We start from the raw sequence: 19,324 nt of genomic DNA, 5'->3' as shown, positions 1-19,324 counted from the left end.
CTACAAGATCCCGCGTTACGTGCACGTGGTCGAGGAGTTCCCGATGACGGTCACCGGCAAGGTCCGCAAGGTCGAGATGCGAGAACGAGCCCGCGAACTCCTCGACCTCTGACCCCCGAGGGTGGGGAAATCCCGACTGGAACTTCCCCACCTGCATCAGGAGCGAAGTTTGTCCAGCTCCGCTGCGTCTTCGGCGCCGAAGCGGTCTTCGAGGGCTTCGGGTTCGGCGTCGACGTCGATCTGGGCGAGCGGCATGCCGCGGGCGCTGGAGATCGCGCCGAGACGCCGGGTCGCGCGGTCCGAGGCGTAGGCGGTGAGCTCCTCCTTGTCGAGCTCGAAGGGCAGCTCCTCCGGAGCGTCCGCGGGCTTCCACTGGACCTGGGCGATGGCGTGCGGCAGCAGCCGGGCCATCTGGTCCTCGACCACCGCCCAGTTGCTCTCGTCGGCGGCCACGTGCCTGCGGCAGGTGAAGGTGCCCCACGCCATGTGCCTGCGCTCGTCGTCGCCGATGCGCTTGATGACCTGCTGCATGCCGGGCAGGATGCCGCGGCTGACGCAGATCTTGTGCCAGGCGAAGTAGCCGGTGAGCGCGAGGGTCCCTTCCACCACGTGGTTGTAGGTGACCGAGGCGCGGACCTGGTTCTCCGGGCTCGGGTCGGTGTGCAGCGCCTGCAGCGTCTCGGGCAGCGCCTTGTAGAAGATCTCCCGGTAGCCGGGGTTCTCGGCGACGTACTCGTGGAGGTCCTCGGTGAGCCCGACGGCGTCCATCCAGAGGCGGAACACCTGGGTGTGCTTGGCCTCCTCGAAGCAGAACTGGGTGAGGTACATCTCATCGCCGAAGCGCCCTTCGGCGGCCATCGCGGCCATGAACGGCTGGAGGTCCTGGGTGACGGCTTCCTCGCCTGCGATGAACTGCGCGCACAACCCGGCCACGCCGCGCTTCTCGTCGTCGGTGAGGCGCTGCCAGTCCTCGGCGTCCTGGCTGAAGTCGATGTCGGCGGGGTTCCAGAACTTCGCGTTGCCCTTGCTGAACAGGCGCAACGGCAGCGATTCCCAGTTCAGGCCGTGCGCTCGCAGGGAGTGGAAGCTCTCGCGTTGGGCGGGGTGCGTGCTCGTCATTGAACAACTCCGGCTCGCCGTGGTGTGAAGTGCGTTACTCCTGCCAGTTTCGGTACTGGACAGTTTCGAGTCAAGCTCGCGACGTCCGCATCCGTAGGCTGAGGGCGATGGACGAGCGCAGCGCACTCACGGTCGGATTCGACCTGGACATGACCCTGATCGACCCGCGGCCCGGCATGGTCCGCGCCTTCGACGCCCTCAACGAGGAGTTCGGCACCGAGCTCGACGGGCAGCACTTCGCCGCCCACCTCGGGCCGCCGCTGGAGGACGTGCTGCGCGGCTACGACTTCGACGAGCCGATGGTGAAGCGGCTGGCCGCCCACTTTCGCTCGATCTACCCGACCGTGGTCATCGACGAGACGGCCGCGCTGCCGGGTGCCGCCGAAGCCCTGGAGGCCGTGCGCGCCGCCGGTGGCCGAACGCTCGTGGTCACCGGCAAGTACGAGCCCAACGCGGCCCTGCACCTCAAGGCCCTGGGCTGGAGCGTCGACCGGCTCGCCGGGGGCGTGTTCGGCGCGGGCAAGGGCGACGTGCTGCTGGAGGAAGGCGCGAGCATCTACGTCGGCGATCACTTCGGCGACATCGTCGGAGGTCACACCGCCGGAGCGACCGCTGTGGGCGTGGCGACCGGCCCCTACTCGGCGGCCGAGCTCAGCGAGGCCGGTGCGGATGTGGCGCTGAACGACCTCACCGAGTTCCCGGCCTGGCTGGCGACCCAGGTCTAGCGCCGGCGGGCGCGCACCACGGTCGCGATCACGCCGAAGATCAGCCCGGCCGGGCACAGCAGCGCGACGACGCTGATCCACGCCGGCAGGTCCTGGTGGCCGGTGGCGAAGAGCCCGAAGATCACCAGGATGGCGAGCAGCCCGATGCCGAACATCGCCATCGCGACCGGAAGCACTGTGGACCTTGAGGAGCTGCTCGCCATGTGAGCAGCGTATTCACAGCACCACCAGGCCCCGCAACCGGTCTTGGTCGATAAGGATGAGTGATTTCGTCCACCGTCGCGGTACGCTTGGAGGGACGCGTCCCGGCGCGCGCACCTGCGTGGCGTTAACGGGGCGCTTTCGTCGTGATCGGGCGTTTGCCGCGACATGGCGGGAACGGCAGGGAGATCGGGACCCGGCGACGGGTCAGCGCATTCGACAGGGAACGGTGAGGACAGTGCCGACCGGCAGGGTCAAGTGGTTCGACTCGGACAAGGGCTTCGGCTTCCTGACCCAGGATGGTGGGGAGGACGTGTACGTGCGTTCCTCCGCGTTGCCATCTGGTGTGGATGCGCTCAAGACCGGCCAGCGCGTCGACTTCGACATGGCGCAGGGCCGACGCGGCCCGCAGGCGTTGAAGGTCAAGTTACTGGACCCGCTGCCCTCGGTCACCGAGGCGCGCCGACGCCCCGCCGACGAGTTGCACGGCATGGTCGAGGACATGATCAAGCTCCTCGAGCTGAAGGTTCAGCCCGACCTGGCGCGAGGCCGCTACCCCGACCGCAAGACCGCCAAGCGCATCGGCGAGGTCGTTCGTGCCGTCGCCCGGGAACTCGACCCGGGCGGCAACTGAGCGGAGGTGCGCCGGGGCCTCCCCGGCGTACCGGCCTCACTGCTTGACGTTGAGGACCCAGCTGCCGCCGATTCCGAAGTCGACCCCGCCGTCAGCGCCCTGGGTGAGGACCGCGGAGAACTGCTGGACCTCGACGTGCTCGATGCGGGCGCCGTCCGGCGGCAGCTGCAGCGTGTAGGAGTGGCGCGAGTCCGGGGTGAACACCGGGCTGCGGCCGTCCAGCTCCTGGCCGTTGAGGCCGCGGTAGAGGAACACGACCTGCCACGGTGCGCTGGAGATCTCGCTCGGCACCGAGATCTGCAGCGGGTCGCGGCCGACCATCCGCAGCTCTCCCACCGCCTCCTGGTTCGGCGGCGAGCACTGCTGACCCGTCGGGTCGCAGTACTGGGCGGGATCGACCGCCGCTGAGTCGCCGTGCGAGTAGAAGGTCACCTGCGGTTGGCTGGGGGAGGAGCAGCCGGCGGCGAGCCCGACGGCGGCCACCACCAGCAGCGGCTTCAGTCCACGATGCACGGCCAGAGCCTACGACCCGGTACCCGGACGGGCGGTGGCCGGTGCGCTCGCCGAACGCCTGCGTGGTCGGAGCGGAATCGTCGGCACCAGCGTGGCACCGCGCCCGCGCAGGATCGTCTGCGCCAGCACCAGCGCCAGCAGCGCGGCGACCACCACGAACCCGATCCAGTACACCGGTGGCAGCAGCACGCCCAGCGCCCCGCCGAAGACCCAGCTCAGCTGCAGGATCGTTTCGGAGCGGCCGAACGCCGAGGCGCGCGAGGCCTCCGGCATGTCCCGCTGGATCACCGCGTCCAGGCACACCTTGGCCAGCGCCGAGGCCGTCGCGCCCACCAGCCCGACGATCACCGCGAGCGGCAGCCCGGCCAGCACCGCGGCGCAGGTCGCCACCACAAGGGCCGCGCCCAGGCAGCTGATGATCAGCCGGTCCGGCTTCTCGAAGGTCATCCGCGATCCGAAGCCGTTGCCCAGGAAGCTGCCGACCCCGGCAGCACCGCCGACCAGGCCCAGCAGGACCAGCTGCATGGCGGGTTCGTGCTGGGTGTCGTGCTTGATCACGAACGCGGCGAACAGCGTCAGGAACCCGGTGAGCACCCGGATCCCGCCGTTGCCCCACAGGGCCACCACGACGTGGTCGCTCAGCGGCACCTTGCGCGAGCGCCCCGGATCGCCGATGGAGGTCTGGACCTCGCCCTCGGTGCTCTCCACCCAGCCCGGGATGCGCAGGCACAACCACACCCCGCCCGCGGCCATCGCGGCCATGAACCACAAGGCCCCTTCGGAACCCCACAGCCAGGCGAAACCGGACGCGATCGCGCCGAAGACGCCACCGGCCGCCAGCCCGAACGCGGTGAGCCGCGAGTTGGCTTTGGTCAGCGTGATCTGGTTCGGCAGCACCCGTGGCGTCATCGCCGCCTTGAGCACGCCGAAGGACTTCGACAGCACCATGCAGCCCAGCGCGGCCGGGTAGAGCAGCCAGCTGTTGAAGTTCAGCGCCATCACCGCGGCCAGCACGACGCGCACCGCGAAGGACGCGGCCAGCGCCAGCCGCCTGCCCTGCTGCAGCCGGTCCAGGGCCGGGCCGATCACCGGCGCGATCACCGCGAACGGCGCGACCGTGATCAGCAGGTACAGCGCGACCTTGTCCTTGCTCTCGGCCGTGGCGGCCGAGAAGAACAGCGTGTTGGCCAGCGCGACCGCCATCGCCGCGTCGACCGCGTAGTTGCCCATCCACGCGTAGGTGAACTTGGCCAGCCCGGAGCGGTCGGCGCCGTCGGCGTGCGCCAGCGAGAAGAACAGCCGGATCATCCGCTGGGTCAGGTCCCGGCTGCGCCACGCGGCGACCCGGGTGACCGTCAGCTTCTTCGGCGGCGTCGTCCCCCGCGGCTGCTCGGGCTCGGGCTCCTCGGCCTCCGGTGCGCCGGGGTGGTCCTCGGGCAGCGGCGGCAAGGGGCCCGTTCCGCCGCGCGTGCGCTCGTAGTCGGGATCGTCCTGCCAGGGATAGCGCCGCTGGTCGGCGTCGCTAGGCGGCGGCTCGAACCGCTGCCCGGACCGCTGCTGATCGGCGTACCAACCGCGCTTTCCGCGCTGCCCGGCGCCCCAGCCCGGACGGCCCTGCGGCTCGTCCGACTGCTGGTCACGTCCCCGCGTCCCCATGTCCGCCATCCTGCCCCACCTCCTCTCGCCGAGTCCGGCCCGCGTCGAAGTCCGATCCGGGCCCGCTTCGCAACGCCCTCACGAACAAGGAGGCGGAAACCCCGCCGAGAAATACAGCTGGACACGATCAGGCGACAAAATAGAGGCAGAGATCACTCCGCCGAGCGGTCTTCAGCTCATGCGGGCACGAAGCGCACCCGGAACATCGACGGCCAGTTCTTCCCGGTGATCAGGAACTCGTCGGTCCCGGGCACGGCCGCGATGCCGTTGAGCACGTCCGCCCCCGCCCGCTGCTCCGGCGGCAGCAGGCCTTCGGCGTCCACGACGGCCGTGACCTGCCCGTTCGTCGGATCGATCCGCACGATCTCGTCGCTGCCCCACACGTTCGCCCACACCTGGCCACCGGCGCACTCCAGCTCGTTGAGCTCGTCGACCGACGAGCCCTCGCGCGTCACCTCGACCTCGCCGAGCGGCGCGAACGTCACCGGATCGCGGAAGGTCAGCCGGTCGCTGCCGTCGCTCATCACCAGCCGCCGCCCGTCGAAGCACAACCCCCAGCCCTCGCCCGGGTACTCCACTCGGCGCAGCTCGCGCAGGCTCGCGCGGTCGCGCTCGAACGCAACCCCTTCCTGCCAGGTGAGCTGCCAGATACGGTCACCCGTGACGGTGATCCCCTCACCGAAGAACTCGGCAGGCAGCCGCACCTCGTGCCGCCCCGCGCCGCTGGCCGGATCGGCGGCGCGCAGCAGCGAGGAGCCGCGCAGGCCGGTGCCTTCGTAGAGGGTGCCGCCGGCGATTTCCAGGCCCTGAGTGAACGAGGAGCGGTCGTGCGGGAGCACGTTGATCACCTCGATTCGAAGGTGTGGCAGGCTTCCCGCGTGCCCTACGCCCTGATCGGTTTGCTCGCGGTCGCCCTGGCCGTCGTGCTGCGCTGGCACCTGCGCCGTGCACGCAACGCCGAGTCCGACGGTGAGCAGCACCGCGCACAAGAGACGTCCAGTCTGAGCAAGTCGCACCCCGAAAGCTTGACACGCCCGATCACTCCGAGTGCCGCTCCGCTCCGGATCAGCGGTTCGACCGCCGCGGCGGAGGCACAGCCGACTGCGGCGCGGAGCACGTACGGCACAATCGAGCATGTGACGCCTATGCCTGCTCCGATGACCAGCCCAGGCGCGGGTGCCCCGTACGACGATGCCGGGCAGCCTGCGGCCGAGCCGTTGAACCCGGAGCTCGCGGCGGCCGAGGAAGTCGCCCGAGCCGCGGCGGAGGACGAGGCTCGCCCCGGCGGCGACCCGATCGGCTCGCCGGTGCTGACCCTGGACACCACCACGGGTGATGTCTCCGACTCCACGACGTCGCCGGTCGGCGCGCACGTCGGTGTCGAGGCCGAGGGGCCGCACGCGGTCACGCACTTCTTCGAGTCGAACTACCCCGGCTACGTCGGCTGGCGCTGGGCCGTGACGGTCGCCAGCGTCGGTCGGGGCGAGCCGGTGACGGTCAGCGAGGTCGTGCTGCTGCCCGGACCGACGGCGTTGACGGCCCCGGACTGGGTCCCGTGGCGCGACCGCGTCCAGCCCGGCGACCTCGGTGCCGGTGACCTGCTGCCGACCAGCCCGGACGACCCCCGGTTGGCTCCCGGCCACCTGACCGCCGACGACGAGCAGTTCGGCGACGTGGCGAAGGACGTCGGCCTCGGCCGCAAACGGGTGCTGAGCTTCGAGGGCCGCTCCGAGGCCGCCGAGCGCTGGCACGCCGGTGACTTCGGCCCGGGCGCCGATGCCGCCAAGCTCGCTCCGGCAGCCTGCGGTACCTGCGGTTTCTTCCTGAAGCTGGCGGGTTCGATGGGCGGTGCTTTCGGCGTCTGCGCCAACGAGTACGCCCCCGCCGACGGCCGCGTGGTCAGCGTCGAGTTCGGCTGCGGCGCGCACTCCGAGGTCGACGTGGACGTCTCGTCCACGGTCCCGGTCGCCGAGATCGTCTACGACGACGCCACGCTGGAGTTCGAGCCGCGCGGCACGGAGCGCGGGTGAGCGAGCCGGACCGCTTCGGCGCGGTTGGACTGCGGCGCGCAGTGGTGCAGTCTTGGGAGACCTCGCCGACCCGGTTCCGGGAGGATGCCAACGCCGAAGAGGACCTGCGCCTCGGCGGCTACCGCGATCGGCTGCTGGTCGAGCTCGCCCAGAACGCCGCCGACGCCGCCGGTTCCGACGGCGTGCTCAGCGTCGAGCTCGTCGACGACGAGCTGCGGGTGGCCAACACCGGTTCCCCGCTGACCGCCGAGGGCGTGGCCGGGCTGGCCTCGCTGCGCGCGTCGGCCAAGCGCGAAGGCGCCTCGGTCGGCCGCTTCGGCGTCGGTTTCGCCGCCGTGCTCTCGGTGTCGGAGGAACCCAGCGTGCTGTCGACGTCGGGCGGTGTGGCGTTCTCCGCGCAGCGCACCCGGCAGGCCGCCGCGCAGCTGTCCGGTCCCGCGGAGGAGCTGGCCCGCCGCGAAGGCGCGGTGCCGGTGCTGCGGCTGCCGTGGGAGGTCGACGGGACTCCGCCGGAGGGCTTCACCACAGAGGTCCGGCTGCCGCTGCGCTCCGAAGTGGACGCCGCCGGGCTGCTGGACTCCTGCGCCGACCAGGCCCCCGGGCTGCTGCTGGCGCTGCCCGCGCTGAGCGAGATCAGGATCGGCCGCCAGACCTGGCGGCGGGTCGACGAGGACATCGACCGCGTCGTGGTGCACGGGCCGGTGCGCAGCGACCGCTGGCTGGTGCACCGCGCGTCGGGCGCGCTGAGCCACTCGGTGCTGGCCGGACTGGGCGCGGAGAGCCGCTCGGCGGCGCACTGGCAGGTCACGTGGGCGGTGCCGCTGGATTCCGAGGGCACGCCGATCCCGCTGGCCGAGGACGTGCTGCACACCCCGACCCCGACCGAGGAACGGCTGTCGTTGCCGGCCCGGTTGCTGGCGAGCGTTCCGGTCGAGGCCGACCGGCGCCGCGCGGCGGCGTCGCCAGCGACCGACGAGGTGCTGACCTTCGCCGCCGAGTGCTACCCGGCGCTGGTCGACAAGCTGCCCGGCGAGCACCGCACCGCGCTGGTGCCGCTGCCCGGGTTCCCGCTGTCCGATGTGGACGACAAGCTGCGCCAGGAGGTCAACGACCGGTTGCGGGTCTCGGCCTGGTTGCCCGGGGCGGGGGACAAGCCGGTCGCGCCGCTGGAAGCCCGCGCGCTGGAGCACTTCTCGCCGGAGCTGGTGGAACTGCTCGACGACGTGGTGCCCGATCTGCTGGCCCCGGAGTTCTCCGACGCCCGCCACCGCCGTTCGCTGCACGCCCTGGAGGTCCGCAGGCTCGGTGCCGCCGAGATCGTCGAGGCGGTGACCGGGCTGAGCCGCGAACCCAGCTGGTGGTACCGGCTCTACAGCGCCTTGGCGCCGGTGGAGGAGGCCGACCCGCAAGCCCGCGAGGAGTTCACCGCGCTACCGGTTCCGCTGGCCGACGGCCGCACCGTCAGCGGCGTGCGGGACGTGCTGCTCAGCCACCCGGACAGCGACCTCGACCCGGCCGCGCTGCTGTCCACGCTGGACATCTCCGGGCTGCGCATCGCGCATCCCGATGCCACCCACCCGCTGCTGGAGAAGCTCGGCGCGCACCCGGCCGGACCGGCCGAGCTGCTCGACGCGCCGCCGCTGGCGGAAGCCGTGCGCAGCAGCGTTTCCGACGCCTTGGCGGGCGTCGACGTGCGACCGCTGGCGGATGCGGTGCTGCGACTGGTCGAGGAGTCCCGACCGCGCGGCTGGTTGGGCGCGCTGGCTCTGCCCGACGACGAGGGAGACTTCCGCCGCGCGGACGAACTGCTGCTGCCCGAGGCCGCCCTGCTGTCGGTCATCGACACCGAGCACCTCGGCGAGGGCGCCCCGCTGTCGGTGCTCGACGCCGAGGTCGCCCAGCGCTGGCCCACCGAGCTGCTGACCTCGATCGGCGTCCTGGACGGTTTCGGCGTGCACGTCGAGGACGACCCGGTGGAGCCCGACGAGCGGTTCCCGGACGCGCGGCAGTGGTGGGCCGAGCAGGAGGCCGACCGGCCCGAGGAGTGGCCGCCCGCGAGGTTCGTCGGCATCCGCGACCTCGACCTGGTTGCCGACGACGCGTGGCCCGCCGCGATCAGCCTGCTCACCCGGGACCCGGAGACGTTGCGCGCGCTGCGCGAACCGCACGGCTACTCGGCCTGGTGGATCGCCCGCGCCGCGCTGATCGAAGGTCACCCGCCGCGGCACTGGCGGCTGCCCGGTGCCGAAGAGCTGACAGGCCTCTACGACCCGGTGCCGGACGTCGAGCTCGACGGGGAGGCGCTGCGGCTGGCCGGTGTTCGCGCCGAGCTGCGCATCGACGACGGCGAGGACGCCGAGGACCTGCTGGAGCGCCTCGGTGACCCGGACCGCGCGATCCGCGCGGGAACGGCCCTGCGCGCCCACCAGGTGCTGGGTGAGGCGGTGGCGGCAGGAGTGGTCGATCCGTCCGAGATGGACCCGCCGGAGATGGTGCGATCGGTGTCCGGCGCGGTGGTCAGCACTGCGCGGGCGGTCGTGCTCGACGAGCCGTGGATGCTCGGCGTTCTGGAGGCTCCGCTGGTCATCGCCGGTGGCAGCCCGGAGCAGTTCGACGCCGAAGCGCTCGCAGAACTCCTGGACCTGCCGCTGGCGTCGGAGGAGAACACGCTGCGCGTCCCGGATCCGGGGCGCAGCCAGCGCTGGTCGGAGGTCGCCAGGGTCTCCTCGAGCTGCGAGCTGCTGGGCATCGAGGTCCCGGACGGGGAGATCGCGCTCCACGACAAGCTGCGCGTCCAGGCCTCGACGGGTGATCACCAGGTCCACTGGTGGGTCGAGCCCACCGGCAAGGTCCACTCCGAGCGCACCCCGGACGGTCTCGCCAGAGCGCTGGCGTGGGCCACGGGCGCTTGGCCCCACCGCTTCGCCCTCGCGGCCCTGCTGGCGGACCCGGAAGCCACGACCCTGCTGCGCTAGTCCTGCTCGCCGGTGAGGGGCCGCGAGAAGCGGTTCCGTCCCCCGCTAGGGGTCAGGTGTCGAGGCCGGAGAGGCCTTGCCAGGAGCCTCGGGAACCCCGGCGGGCGGCGCTGCGCTGCCAGCGGAAGACGCCGTAGCCGATGATCCCGAGCGTCGTTCCGGCGATGCAGCTGAAGAACTGGATGTCGAAGGTGCCGTCGGCGAGGTCGCGCCAGCCGAACGCCACCACACCCGCGAACCACAGCGCCGTGCCGAACAGCACCACCGGCGTCGGGTCCGCGAGCCTGCGGGGCAGCGGGGGGACCGATCGGTGAGCAGCTGCGTCGGAGGGGGTGCGTTCGCCGTCTTGTGCCACGTCAGGCAGGCTACTCCCGGTAACAACGGCCCGCGCGCAGGCCACCGTGATTGGAAAGTTCGAATGGTGGAGAGAACCGAGAGCAAGACTTCGCTGCTGGACCGCTACTTCAAGATCAGTGAGCGCGGATCCAGCGTGGGCCGAGAACTTCGAGGTGGGCTGGTCACCTTCGTGACCGTCGCCTACATCATCGTGCTCAACCCGCTGATCCTCGGCAGTGCTTCGCCGACCGACGCCGGTGCCAAGCACGACGTGCTGGGCAACATCCTGCCGATCCCGCAGGTGGCAGCGGCCACCGCGCTGGTCGCGGGTGTGATGACGATCCTGTTCGGACTGATCGCCAACTACCCCTTCGCCATCGCCACCGGCCTGGGCATCAACACCCTGCTGGCGGTGACGATCGCGCCGCAGATGACCTGGCCCGAGGCGATGGGCCTGGTCGTCGTCGACGGCATCGTGATCCTGATCCTGGTCGCCACCGGGTTCCGCACCGCCGTGTTCAACGCGGTGCCGGCCGATCTCAAGGCCGCGATCGCGGTCGGCATCGGCCTGTTCATCACCTTCGTCGGCCTGGTCGACGCCGGTTTCGTGCGGCGCCTGCCGGATTCCGCGGACACGACCGTCCCGGTCGGCCTGGGCATCGACGGCTCGATCGGCTCCTGGCCGACCGCGGTGTTCGTCTTCGGCCTGGTGCTGACCTCGATCATGGTCGCCCGCAAGGTGCGCGGCGGAATCCTGATCAGCGTCGTGGTCACCACGATCCTGTCGATCATCGTCGAGTCGGTCTTCCACGCCGGTTCCTCCAGCGACTCCGGTCCGACCGGCTGGAACCTGGGCTACCCGGCGCTGCCGGAGCAGATCGCCGGCCTGCCGGACCTGTCGCTGGTCGGTGACATCTCCTTCGGCGCCTTCACCCGGCTGCCCGCGCTGGCCGCCGCGATGCTGGTGTTCACGCTGGTGCTGGCCAACTTCTTCGACGCGATGGGCACGATGACCGGCCTCGGCAAGGAAGCCAACCTCACCGACGAGGACGGGAACCTCCCCGGCATCGGCAAGGCGCTGGCCGTCGAGGGCCTGGGCGCGGTCGCCGGTGGTGCCGGTTCGGCGAGCTCCAACACCGTCTTCGTGGAGTCGGCCTCGGGCATCGCCGAGGGCGCCCGCACGGGTCTGGCCAACGTGGTCACCGGTGTGCTGTTCCTGGCCGCGATGTTCCTGACCCCGCTCTACCAGGTGGTTCCGGTGGAGGCCGCCGCTCCCGCGCTGGTCGTGGTGGGTGCGATGATGCTGGCGCAGATCCGGCAGATCGACCTGTCGGACTTCACCGTCGCGCTGCCGGCTTTCCTGACCATCGCGGTCATGCCGTTCACGTACTCGATCGCCAACGGCATCGGCGCCGGGTTCGTCAGCTACGTGCTGCTGCGCACCTCCACCGGCAAGGCCCGCGAGGTGCACCCGCTGATGTGGGTCGTGGCGGCCGCCTTCGTGCTGTACTTCGCCTCCGGCCCGTTGAGCGACCTGCTCGGCATCTGATCTCGCGCGAAGAGGCACCCGCGTCCAGGAATTGTTGGACGCGGGTGCCTCTTTTCGCGTTCCCAGGAGGGGAATTGTCCTAGACCTCTTGGTCTGACCAGTCACTTTGGTCCCAAATGCGCCCTGCCGGGGTCGGGGCTGGTTAAGGTATGCGACCACTGGTCCTGGGATCAGTTTGTCCGAATTCCCGAGATAGTTTGGTAGACTAACGACGTGTCCGATATCGCGGAGCGCGAGCGCACCCTGGCAAGCCGCCTGCGGCTTGCGGTCGTTCGCCTGAACCGGCGGTTGCGCGCGCAGCGGGCCGATTCGGCCCTCACGCTGTCCCAGCTGTCGGCCCTCTCGTGCCTGCACAAGGCCGGCTCGATGACGCCAGGTGAGCTGGCGGCCAAGGAAGGTGTCCAGCCACCGTCGATGACCAGGGTCATCGCGGCGCTGGAGGAGAACGGGCTGGTGGTCCGGCGGGCTCACCCCACCGACGGCCGGCAGGCCATCGTCGAGGTGACCGAGTCCGGCAAGGCCCGCGTGGAAGAAGAGGTCACGATCCGCGAGCGCTGGCTCGACCAGCACCTCGCGGAACTGGACGCGGAAGAGCTGGCGGTGCTGTCGCGCGCCGCCGAGATCATCGACCGGCTGGCCAGTCGATGACGGAGTGCTGAGAGGCGGTACGCGGAAGCGTGGCTGATCGGAGGTCTGCGGGGAGCGAAGGGACCGAAGGCCAGGTCGACCGCCACGCGCGCTCCGCAGATCGGAAGGTGGGCACCGGCGGAGGGATGTTCCGCTCGCTGCGCGAGCGCAACTACCGCTACTACGCCTCCGGCCAGGTCGTCTCGCTGACCGGGACGTGGATGCAACGGGCCGCGCAGGACTGGCTCGTGCTCGAACTCTCCGGCGGCAGCCCGGCCGCGCTCGGCGTGGCCGTCGCGCTGCAGTTCCTGCCGACCCTCGCGCTCACGCTGTGGGCGGGGGTGTTCGCCGACCGGTTCGACAAGCGCAAGATCCTGATCGTCACGCAAAGCGCCCTGGGCCTGTGCGGCTTCGCGCTGGGGACGCTCGACGTGACCGGGATCGTCGCCCTCTGGCACGTCTACGCGCTGTGCTTCGTGCTCGGCTGCTTCTCGGCGGTGGACGCGCCGGTGCGGCAGTCCTTCGTGGTGGAGATGGTCGGTCCCGCGCAGCTGACCAACGCCGTCGCGCTGAACTCCATGACCTTCAACCTGGCCCGCATCGTCGGGCCTGCGATCGCCGGCGTGGCCATCACCGCCATCGGCACCGGGTGGGTGTTCCTGGCCAACGGGCTGAGCTCGGTGGCCGTGGTGGCCGGTCTGCTGCTGATGGACGCCTCGCTGCTGCAGAAGGCCAAGGCGGTGGGCAGGGAGCGCGGTCAACTCCGGGCGGGCCTGCGGTACGTGCGCGGACGCCCGGACCTGGTCGTGGTGATGGTGCTGATGTTCTCCGTCAGCACCTTCGGGATGAACTTCGAGAGCACCTTCGCGGTGATCGCCCGCAACGTCTTCCACCACGACGCCGACGGCTACGGAATCCTCATCACGATGCTCGCGGTGGGCACGCTGACCGGCGCGACGCTGGCCGCGCGCCGCAGCGCCAAACCCGGCTCCCGGCTGCGGCTGATGCTCATCGGCGCGGGCGTGTTCGGAGCGCTGGAGGCGGTCGCCGGGGTGATGCCGTCCTACTGGCTGTTCGCGGTCGTGCTGATCCCGGTCGGCATCGCGGTGATGACCTTCACGACCAGCGCCAACTCCACCGTGCAGCTGGCCGTCGACCCGACGATGCGCGGCCGCGTGATGGGCCTCTACATGCTGCTGTTCATGGGCGGCAAGCCGCTCGGCGGGCTGGCCTCGGGCTGGCTGGCGGAGGTGTTCGGGCCGCGCTGGCCGGTCCTGCTCGGCGGCCTGCTCTCGCTCGCCGCCGCGGTGGGCGGTGCCGTGGCGCTGTCGCAGCAGCGCAAGAGGGGGTTGATCCAACCACTAGGTTAGGCTAACCTAATACTCGTCCGCTTCGTGGTGGGAGCGGTAGTCAGTTCGGGAACAGATCGAGCCCCGGCCTCCTTCGGGAGACCGGGGCTCGATCATTTCCGGCGGCGAGAAGCTTTGTCGGAGCACCCACCGCCGAGCTGGGAGTTCACGATTTCAATGGAAATCTTCGACTTCCATTGAGATCCGGTCAGGCCGTGGGCAGGCGCAGGCCGTTGAGGCCCTTGCGGGCGTCGTCGAAGCGCTGGGCGACCTCGTCCCAGTTGACGACGTTCCACAGCTGCTTGACGTAGTCCGCCTTCACGTTGCGGTACTGCAGGTAGTACGCGTGCTCCCAGATGTCGAACACCAGCAGGGGAGTGGTGGCGATCGACAGGTTGGAGTGGTGGTCGCGCAGCTGCTGGGTGATCAGCCGCTGACCGACCGGGTCCCACGCGAGCACGCCCCAGCCGTTGCCCTGGATCGTGGTGGACACCGCTTCCATCTGGGTGCGGAACTTGTCGAACGAGCCGAAGTCCTGGTCGATGGCCGCGGCCAGCTCGCCCGTCGGCTTGTCGCCGCCGTTCGGGGACAGGATCTTCCACCACACCAGGTGCATCGAGTGCCCGGCGAGGTTGAACGCCAGCGTGGTCTCCAGGCCGACGATCGAGGAGAAGTCGCCCTTGTCGCGGGCCTCGGCGATCTTGTCGATCGTGTCGTTCGCGCCCTTGACGTAGGTGGCGTGGTGCTTGCTGTGGTGCAGCTCGTTGATCTCCCCGGAGATCGCCGGCTCCAGCGCCGCGTAGTCGTAGTCCAACTCCGGCAGCACGTACTCGGGCACCGAAGTCTCCCTCCGTAGTCGACACCATCTGGTTGTTGCCACTCTATTGCAATTGCTCAAGGGTGGCTACAGGTGTCCGCAGTGGAGGATCAACCGGCGGGCCAGCTGTGCACCGGATCGCCGTTGTCGGCCAGCTCGATGTAGCGGCGCAGCATCCCCGCCAGGGCTGCGTGGCGGTCGGCGCCATCGGCCTCCAGTCGAGCGACCGCGTCCCGCTGCCAGGACGCTCCGTTGCGCCTGGCCAGGCAGCGCTGCTCGATCACGCCGAGGTAGCGGGAGCGCGCCTCGTCGGAGACGCCGCACGCCCGCAGGCCCTCGTGGGCCATCGGCAGCAGGCGGCGCAGGACCAGCTCGTCGGGAGTGACCCAGCCCGCGCCGGGCCAGTAGAGGTGGGAGTCGAAACCGTGCCGGGCGCCCGCGTAGAAGTTCTCCTCCGCGGCGGCGAACGACATCTGCGTCCAGAGTGGACGGTCTTGCTCGGTCAGCGCGCGCTGCGCGCCGTAGAAGAACATCGCGTTCGCGACGATGTCGACCACCGACGGCCCGGCGGGCAGGACGCGGTTCTCGATCCTGAGGTGGGGCACGCCCTCCACCAGGTCGTAGACCGGCCGGTTCCAGCGCCAGATCGTGCCGTTGTGCAGGCGCAGCTCGTTGAGCTTCGGGGCGCGGCCGTTGTCCAGCGCGGCCACCGGGTCCTCTTCCTCCGGCTCCGGCAGCAGGGCCGGGAAGTAGCGGACGTTCTCCTCGAACAGGTCGAAGATCGAGGTGATCCAGCGCTCGCCGAACCACACCCTCGGCCGCACTCCCTGGTTGCGCAGCTCCGTCGGGCGGGTGTCGGTGGCCTGCAGGAACAGCGGGATCCGGGTCTCGTGCCAGAGCGCCTTGCCGAGCAGGAACGGGGAGTTCGCGCCGATCGCGACCTGCACGCCGGCCAGGCACTGCGCGGCGTTCCAGTGCGCCGCGAAGTCCTCCGGCGCCACCTGCAGGTGCAGCTGCACCGACGTGCACGCTGACTCCGGCGCGATCGAGTCCGCGTAGGAGCGCAGCCGTTCCGGGCCGCCATCGGCCAGCGGGATCCCCTCCATGTCCAGCAGCATCTCTTCGCCGCGGGCCAGGATGATCTGGTCGTTGAGCACCGAGTAGCGCGGATTGCTCGTCAGCGTGGATGGGTCGAAGTGCAGGCTCCGCAGCGTGGGTAACGAGCCGATCATCGCGATCTTCGCGCCCACGTCGTGCGCCCCGGCGTCGGCTCTGCGCAGCGCGGCCCGCAGGCCTTCCTCCAGGCGCAGCGCGCTGTCGCCGGCCAGCACTCGCGGTTCGACGTTGAGCTCGATGTTCTGCTGCCCCAGCTCGGTGGTGAAAATCTCCTCGCTGATTTTCTCCAGCACCACCGTGTTGTTCATCGACGGCCGCATGTGCTCGTCCACCAAGCACAATTCCATCTCCAGCCCCATCTGTTGATGCGGGAAGGAGAATTCGCCATCGGCGAGCATCCGGGCCAAGGCGTCGAGGCCGCGTTGCATCTTGTTCCGATAGCGTTGGCGATCAATCGGTTTGAAGGATCGATCGTCCACGTGCCGTCCCATGCCGTCTCCCCTTAATCGGCAGCACGTCAGCGCCCAGCGCTGGGGGAACCACCGTGACACATCCCCACCAGGTGGGCCAGCGGCCAATACGGTGTCAGCCACCACCGCGCTCCCGGCCATGAAGCGGAAGCGGCATTCAGCCTTTCCGGCTCGGCTGAAGTGCGCGGAAATCGTCCGCCGGGAGCAGGGGCGAGAGCTGTTCGGTGTTGCGCGCACGGGCAATCGGGGCAGTCGTGATGAGAAGCGGACGACAACCAGTCCAATGCGATCGAGGACGTTCCAGCATCACGCAGCGTCGCCCTCTCGTCTGTTGGGGCGAGAACTTTCCCACGATTTTTCCTTCGAGCAGTCGCTAACACCACGGCGCGCACTCCCGGGGAGGTCTGAACAAATCGTTCACGCGAATCCGAAATCGTGCACAACGACACGAACTTTCCCCATTCCCGCCCACCCGAAACCGCGAGCCGGAGGAAGGGAACCTTCCTGCCGCCGGGACGACGTGCGCGTGGGAAGCTTCCTTCACTTCGGCCCGGGGCGGCGTGCGCGTGGGAACCTTCCTGTCATCGGGTGCCCCGGCGCGGATGGGAGAATGCCGGTGTGGCGCAGATGGTCGAGATCAGCGACGTCGACGATCCCCGGGTCGACGACTTCCGCGATCTGTCCCGCGCGGATCGCCGGCCGGACCGGCCGGGCGGGCGCGGGTTGGTGATCGCTGAGGGCGTGGTCGTGGTCGAGCGGTTGCTCGCCTCGCCGTACCCGGTGCGGGCGCTGTTCGGCGTTCGCCGCCGAGTCGAGGACCTGGCCGAGGCGACCGCCGGGCTGGACGTGCCCGCCTACGTCACCGACGCCGACGTGATGGCCCGGGTCGTCGGGTTCCACCTCAACCGCGGGGTGCTGGCCGTGGCCGACCGCGCGCCTGTCGTCGACCCGGCGGAGCTGATCGGGCGCTCGCGGCGGCTGGCCGTGCTGGAGGGGATCGGGGACCACGAGAACCTCGGGGCGCTGTTCCGCAACGCCGCCGCGCTCGGCGTGGATGGGGTGCTGCTGGGCGCCGGGTGCCCGGACCCGCTCTACCGGCGCAGCGTGCGGGTGTCCATGGGGCACGTGCTCAGGGTTCCCTTCGCGCACCTCGAGTCCTGGCCAGGTGATCTGAAACTGCTGCGCGACGAGGGCTTCCGCGTCGCCGCGCTCACCCCGCGAGGGGACTCCCGGCCGCTCCGCGAGGCCGGGCTGGATCAGGGCAAGGTGGCCGTTCTGCTGGGTTCGGAAGGCCCAGGACTGACCGATGGGGCCATCGAGGCCGCCGATGTGGCGGTGCGGATCCCGATGGCGGGAGGGGTCGATTCGCTCAACGTCGCCACGGCCGGGGCCATCACCTTCCACGCGCTGAGCGGGACCTGATGGACACCGGCTGGGAGTTGCACGCGCGGTCCGGGCGGGCCGTGCTGGTGCGCGGCGGCGGGCCCGAGCACGATCCGGCGCGACTGCGGCTGCCCGAGGCGCTGGTCACGGCGCTGCACGAGTGGGCGGGCGTCGCTGAGCTGGTGCAGACCGGCGAGTCCGCGCAGACCGGCGAGATCGTCTCCCGACGTGGGCGGCAGCTGGCGATGCGCCTCGCCGCCGAGACCGGCGGCCGCATCGGCTACGTCGACCCGGTCAGCGGCGAGCTCGCCCAGATCGGGCGGCCCCGCTCGGCGCACGCGGTGCAGCGAGGCGGAAAACCGGTCGCACCGGTGCACCCGACGCCGTGGGGGACCGGGCTGACGATCAGCGCAGTCGTCGCCGTGATCGTGACAGTCACCGTCAGCGTGGTGTCGCAGGGGCTGGCCGACGTCAGCGGATTCCTCGCCGTGTTCGTCAACATCGCCATCGCCGCCGGGTTCGCGCCCTCGATCTGGCTGGGCCGCAACGTCCCGGTCTGGCGCTGGGTCGCCTTCGGCACCGCGGCGGGGCTCGCCGCCTCCTGGCTGGCCGGGCTCCTCAGCCTGCTCGGACCGGGCTAGAACGACGAAGAACGGCCAGGCCGCAGCGGGCCTGGCCGTTCTCGGTCGGATCTGCTCAGCGGTGCGAGCGGACTCCCAGCAGCACGTCTTCCCACGAGGGCACTATCGGGTGGCTCTTGCGGGCGTTGCGCTTGGGTTCGGTCTTGGTGTCCTCAGCGGACTCGGTCTCCGGCTTGGCCGGGTCCTCGGCGGGCTCCGGGGTCTCCAGGTCCAGCGTCGGCTCGGCCGGTTCGACGGGCTCGGGCTCCGGCGGCTCGACCCGCTGCAGGGTCGGTTCGGCGCGGGCCACCGGGGGCTCGGGCAGCACCGGCTCCGGCTCGGGCTCGACCTGCTCCGGAGCGACCTGCTGATCGAGCTCCAGCGCCTCGCGGGCCAGCTCGGTCACCGGGCGGACCGTGCGCAGCGGCCGGTTCGGCGACGGGTCGAGCAGGTCCACCGCGTGCTCGTCGATCGAGGCGACCGTGCCGCCGTGCGCGCCCGGGTGGAACACCCAGTGCGCGTTGTTCTCCGAGCGGCCGGCCTGCCAGGCCAGCTGCACGACCCACTTGTTGTCGTCGCCGCGCCAGGCGTCCCAGTTGGCCTCGGCGTAATCGTGGCCGCGCATCCCGAAGGTGTGCGCGATGACCTCGCCGAGCGTCTGCACGTCCGGCCCGTCCTCGCGGACCGGGTGGGCGCGCTGCGCCATCTCCGCGATCTGGGCGCGTTCGAGCAGCACCGGGTACGCGTAGCGCTCGATGCGGTGCTCGGGCAGGCCCGAGGTGGCCGCTATCTGCGCGACGGACGCTCCCGATCGGATGCGGGCCTGGATCTCGCGCGGCCGCATCTGCTGTTCCATCTCGATCTGCACCTGGCCCAGCCGGGTGAGGTCGCCGCGGGAAGCCGCACGCAACCGCTCGTCGGCGGGCACGGTGAATCGCTCACCGTTCTCCGGGTCCTCGCAGATGACGGATTCACCGTCCTCGTCGAGCCCGACCACTCGCAGCGCTCGCATAACGCCAGCCTCCCGCCGACCTACATGTCACCAAGCTGTGACAGTAACCCGGCGCGCCGCCTTGACGCGGGAGGCACGCCGGGTACTCGTGTCGTTTGTTGGTCGCCCTGTCGGCTTCGATCTTGCCCTACGCGGGCGGGTCGCGCGAATGAGTTGAACTACTCAACTCCTGCGAGTATCACCCAATGTGAT

The 19,324-nt window shown here is 70.4% G+C and carries 18 protein-coding genes; 9 read left to right on the top strand and 9 right to left on the bottom strand.

Annotated features, from left to right (window positions below; genetic code table 11):
• Positions 1-156: 156 nt before the first annotated feature.
• Positions 157-1,119, bottom strand: a complete 963-nt coding sequence (locus R4I43_RS02600; RefSeq protein ID WP_324263844.1) for a R2-like ligand-binding oxidase — start codon at positions 1,117-1,119, stop codon at positions 157-159.
• Positions 1,120-1,226: 107 nt separating this feature from the next.
• Between R4I43_RS02600 and R4I43_RS02595 the strand changes: the two genes are divergently transcribed.
• The gene (locus tag R4I43_RS02595; protein ID WP_324263843.1) at positions 1,227-1,844 is read left to right on the top strand and encodes an HAD family hydrolase; all 618 of its coding nucleotides are present in this window, start codon (positions 1,227-1,229) and stop codon (positions 1,842-1,844) included.
• Here the strand turns inward: R4I43_RS02595 and R4I43_RS02590 are convergent.
• The gene (locus R4I43_RS02590; RefSeq protein WP_324263842.1) at positions 1,841-2,047 is read right to left on the bottom strand and encodes a hypothetical protein; all 207 of its coding nucleotides are present in this window, start codon (positions 2,045-2,047) and stop codon (positions 1,841-1,843) included. The two genes, R4I43_RS02595 and R4I43_RS02590, sit on opposite strands and share 4 nt — an antisense overlap.
• A gap of 236 nt (positions 2,048-2,283) precedes the next feature.
• Between R4I43_RS02590 and R4I43_RS02585 the strand changes: the two genes are divergently transcribed.
• Positions 2,284-2,679, top strand: a complete 396-nt coding sequence (locus tag R4I43_RS02585; RefSeq protein ID WP_324263841.1) for a cold-shock protein — start codon at positions 2,284-2,286, stop codon at positions 2,677-2,679.
• A gap of 36 nt (positions 2,680-2,715) precedes the next feature.
• Here R4I43_RS02585 and R4I43_RS02580 read toward each other — a convergent pair whose 3' ends face one another.
• The 3 genes from R4I43_RS02580 to R4I43_RS02570 all read right to left on the bottom strand — a co-directional run bounded on the left by R4I43_RS02580 (position 2,716) and on the right by R4I43_RS02570 (position 5,825).
• On the bottom strand, positions 2,716-3,192 hold the full coding sequence (locus tag R4I43_RS02580) for a DUF2771 family protein (RefSeq protein ID WP_324263840.1): 477 nt from the start codon (positions 3,190-3,192) through the stop codon (positions 2,716-2,718).
• Between the two features lie 9 nt (positions 3,193-3,201).
• On the bottom strand, positions 3,202-4,848 hold the full coding sequence (locus R4I43_RS02575; RefSeq protein WP_324263868.1) for an MFS transporter: 1,647 nt from the start codon (positions 4,846-4,848) through the stop codon (positions 3,202-3,204).
• 176 nt (positions 4,849-5,024) lie between these two features.
• Positions 5,025-5,825, bottom strand: coding sequence for a glutaminyl-peptide cyclotransferase (locus R4I43_RS02570; RefSeq protein ID WP_407691182.1), 801 nt, complete (start codon positions 5,823-5,825; stop codon positions 5,025-5,027).
• 180 nt (positions 5,826-6,005) lie between these two features.
• On the opposite strand from R4I43_RS02570, the gene R4I43_RS02565 reads away from it, so the two are divergent.
• Both R4I43_RS02565 and R4I43_RS02560 read left to right on the top strand, forming a co-directional pair.
• Positions 6,006-6,878 carry a DUF3027 domain-containing protein gene (locus tag R4I43_RS02565; RefSeq protein ID WP_324263839.1) on the top strand — a complete coding sequence of 291 codons (873 nt, stop codon included), beginning with the start codon at positions 6,006-6,008 and terminating at the stop codon, positions 6,876-6,878.
• A complete protein-coding gene (locus tag R4I43_RS02560) occupies positions 6,875-9,853 on the top strand; it encodes a sacsin N-terminal ATP-binding-like domain-containing protein (RefSeq protein ID WP_324263838.1) in 2,979 nt (992 codons plus the stop codon). Before R4I43_RS02565 ends, R4I43_RS02560 begins: the two co-directional genes overlap by 4 nt.
• 52 nt (positions 9,854-9,905) lie before the next feature.
• On the opposite strand, the gene R4I43_RS02555 is transcribed toward R4I43_RS02560, so the two are convergent.
• Entirely contained in the window at positions 9,906-10,208 is a 303-nt protein-coding gene (locus R4I43_RS02555) for a DUF2530 domain-containing protein (RefSeq protein WP_324263837.1), read from the bottom strand.
• 63 nt (positions 10,209-10,271) lie between these two features.
• Between R4I43_RS02555 and R4I43_RS02550 the strand changes: the two genes are divergently transcribed.
• The 3 genes from R4I43_RS02550 to R4I43_RS02540 all read left to right on the top strand — a co-directional run bounded on the left by R4I43_RS02550 (position 10,272) and on the right by R4I43_RS02540 (position 13,735).
• Positions 10,272-11,738 (top strand): NCS2 family permease, encoded by a 1,467-nt coding sequence (locus R4I43_RS02550; protein WP_324263836.1) that lies wholly within the window; start codon positions 10,272-10,274, stop codon positions 11,736-11,738.
• A gap of 213 nt (positions 11,739-11,951) precedes the next feature.
• Positions 11,952-12,386, top strand: a complete 435-nt coding sequence (locus tag R4I43_RS02545) for a MarR family winged helix-turn-helix transcriptional regulator (protein ID WP_125091158.1) — start codon at positions 11,952-11,954, stop codon at positions 12,384-12,386.
• A gap of 125 nt (positions 12,387-12,511) precedes the next feature.
• Positions 12,512-13,735, top strand: coding sequence for an MFS transporter (locus R4I43_RS02540; RefSeq protein WP_324263866.1), 1,224 nt, complete (start codon positions 12,512-12,514; stop codon positions 13,733-13,735).
• Between the two features lie 187 nt (positions 13,736-13,922).
• Here R4I43_RS02540 and R4I43_RS02535 read toward each other — a convergent pair whose 3' ends face one another.
• Both R4I43_RS02535 and R4I43_RS02530 read right to left on the bottom strand, forming a co-directional pair.
• Positions 13,923-14,552 (bottom strand): superoxide dismutase, encoded by a 630-nt coding sequence (locus tag R4I43_RS02535; protein ID WP_324263835.1) that lies wholly within the window; start codon positions 14,550-14,552, stop codon positions 13,923-13,925.
• 89 nt (positions 14,553-14,641) lie between these two features.
• Entirely contained in the window at positions 14,642-16,138 is a 1,497-nt protein-coding gene (locus R4I43_RS02530; protein ID WP_324263834.1) for a glutamate--cysteine ligase, read from the bottom strand.
• Between the two features lie 597 nt (positions 16,139-16,735).
• On the opposite strand from R4I43_RS02530, the gene R4I43_RS02525 reads away from it, so the two are divergent.
• Together R4I43_RS02525 and R4I43_RS02520 are read left to right on the top strand one after the other, a co-directional pair.
• Positions 16,736-17,539: a TrmH family RNA methyltransferase gene (locus R4I43_RS02525; RefSeq protein WP_324263833.1), complete on the top strand. Its 804-nt coding sequence runs from the start codon at positions 16,736-16,738 to the stop codon at positions 17,537-17,539.
• The gene (locus tag R4I43_RS02520) at positions 17,539-18,141 is read left to right on the top strand and encodes a DUF2537 domain-containing protein (RefSeq protein ID WP_324263832.1); all 603 of its coding nucleotides are present in this window, start codon (positions 17,539-17,541) and stop codon (positions 18,139-18,141) included. The genes R4I43_RS02525 and R4I43_RS02520 overlap by 1 nt, the downstream gene beginning before the upstream one ends.
• A gap of 55 nt (positions 18,142-18,196) precedes the next feature.
• Here the strand turns inward: R4I43_RS02520 and sepH are convergent, their stop codons facing one another.
• Positions 18,197-19,132, bottom strand: a complete 936-nt coding sequence (gene sepH, locus R4I43_RS02515) for a septation protein SepH (protein ID WP_324263831.1) — start codon at positions 19,130-19,132, stop codon at positions 18,197-18,199.
• Positions 19,133-19,324: the final 192 nt, after the last annotated feature.

Origin of the sequence: Saccharopolyspora mangrovi (assembly GCF_035320975.1) — a bacterium.
Classification (GTDB): domain Bacteria; phylum Actinomycetota; class Actinomycetes; order Mycobacteriales; family Pseudonocardiaceae; genus Saccharopolyspora; species Saccharopolyspora mangrovi.
Note: the sequence above shows the minus strand (reverse complement) of the source record. Positions and strands in the feature narration are given on the sequence as shown.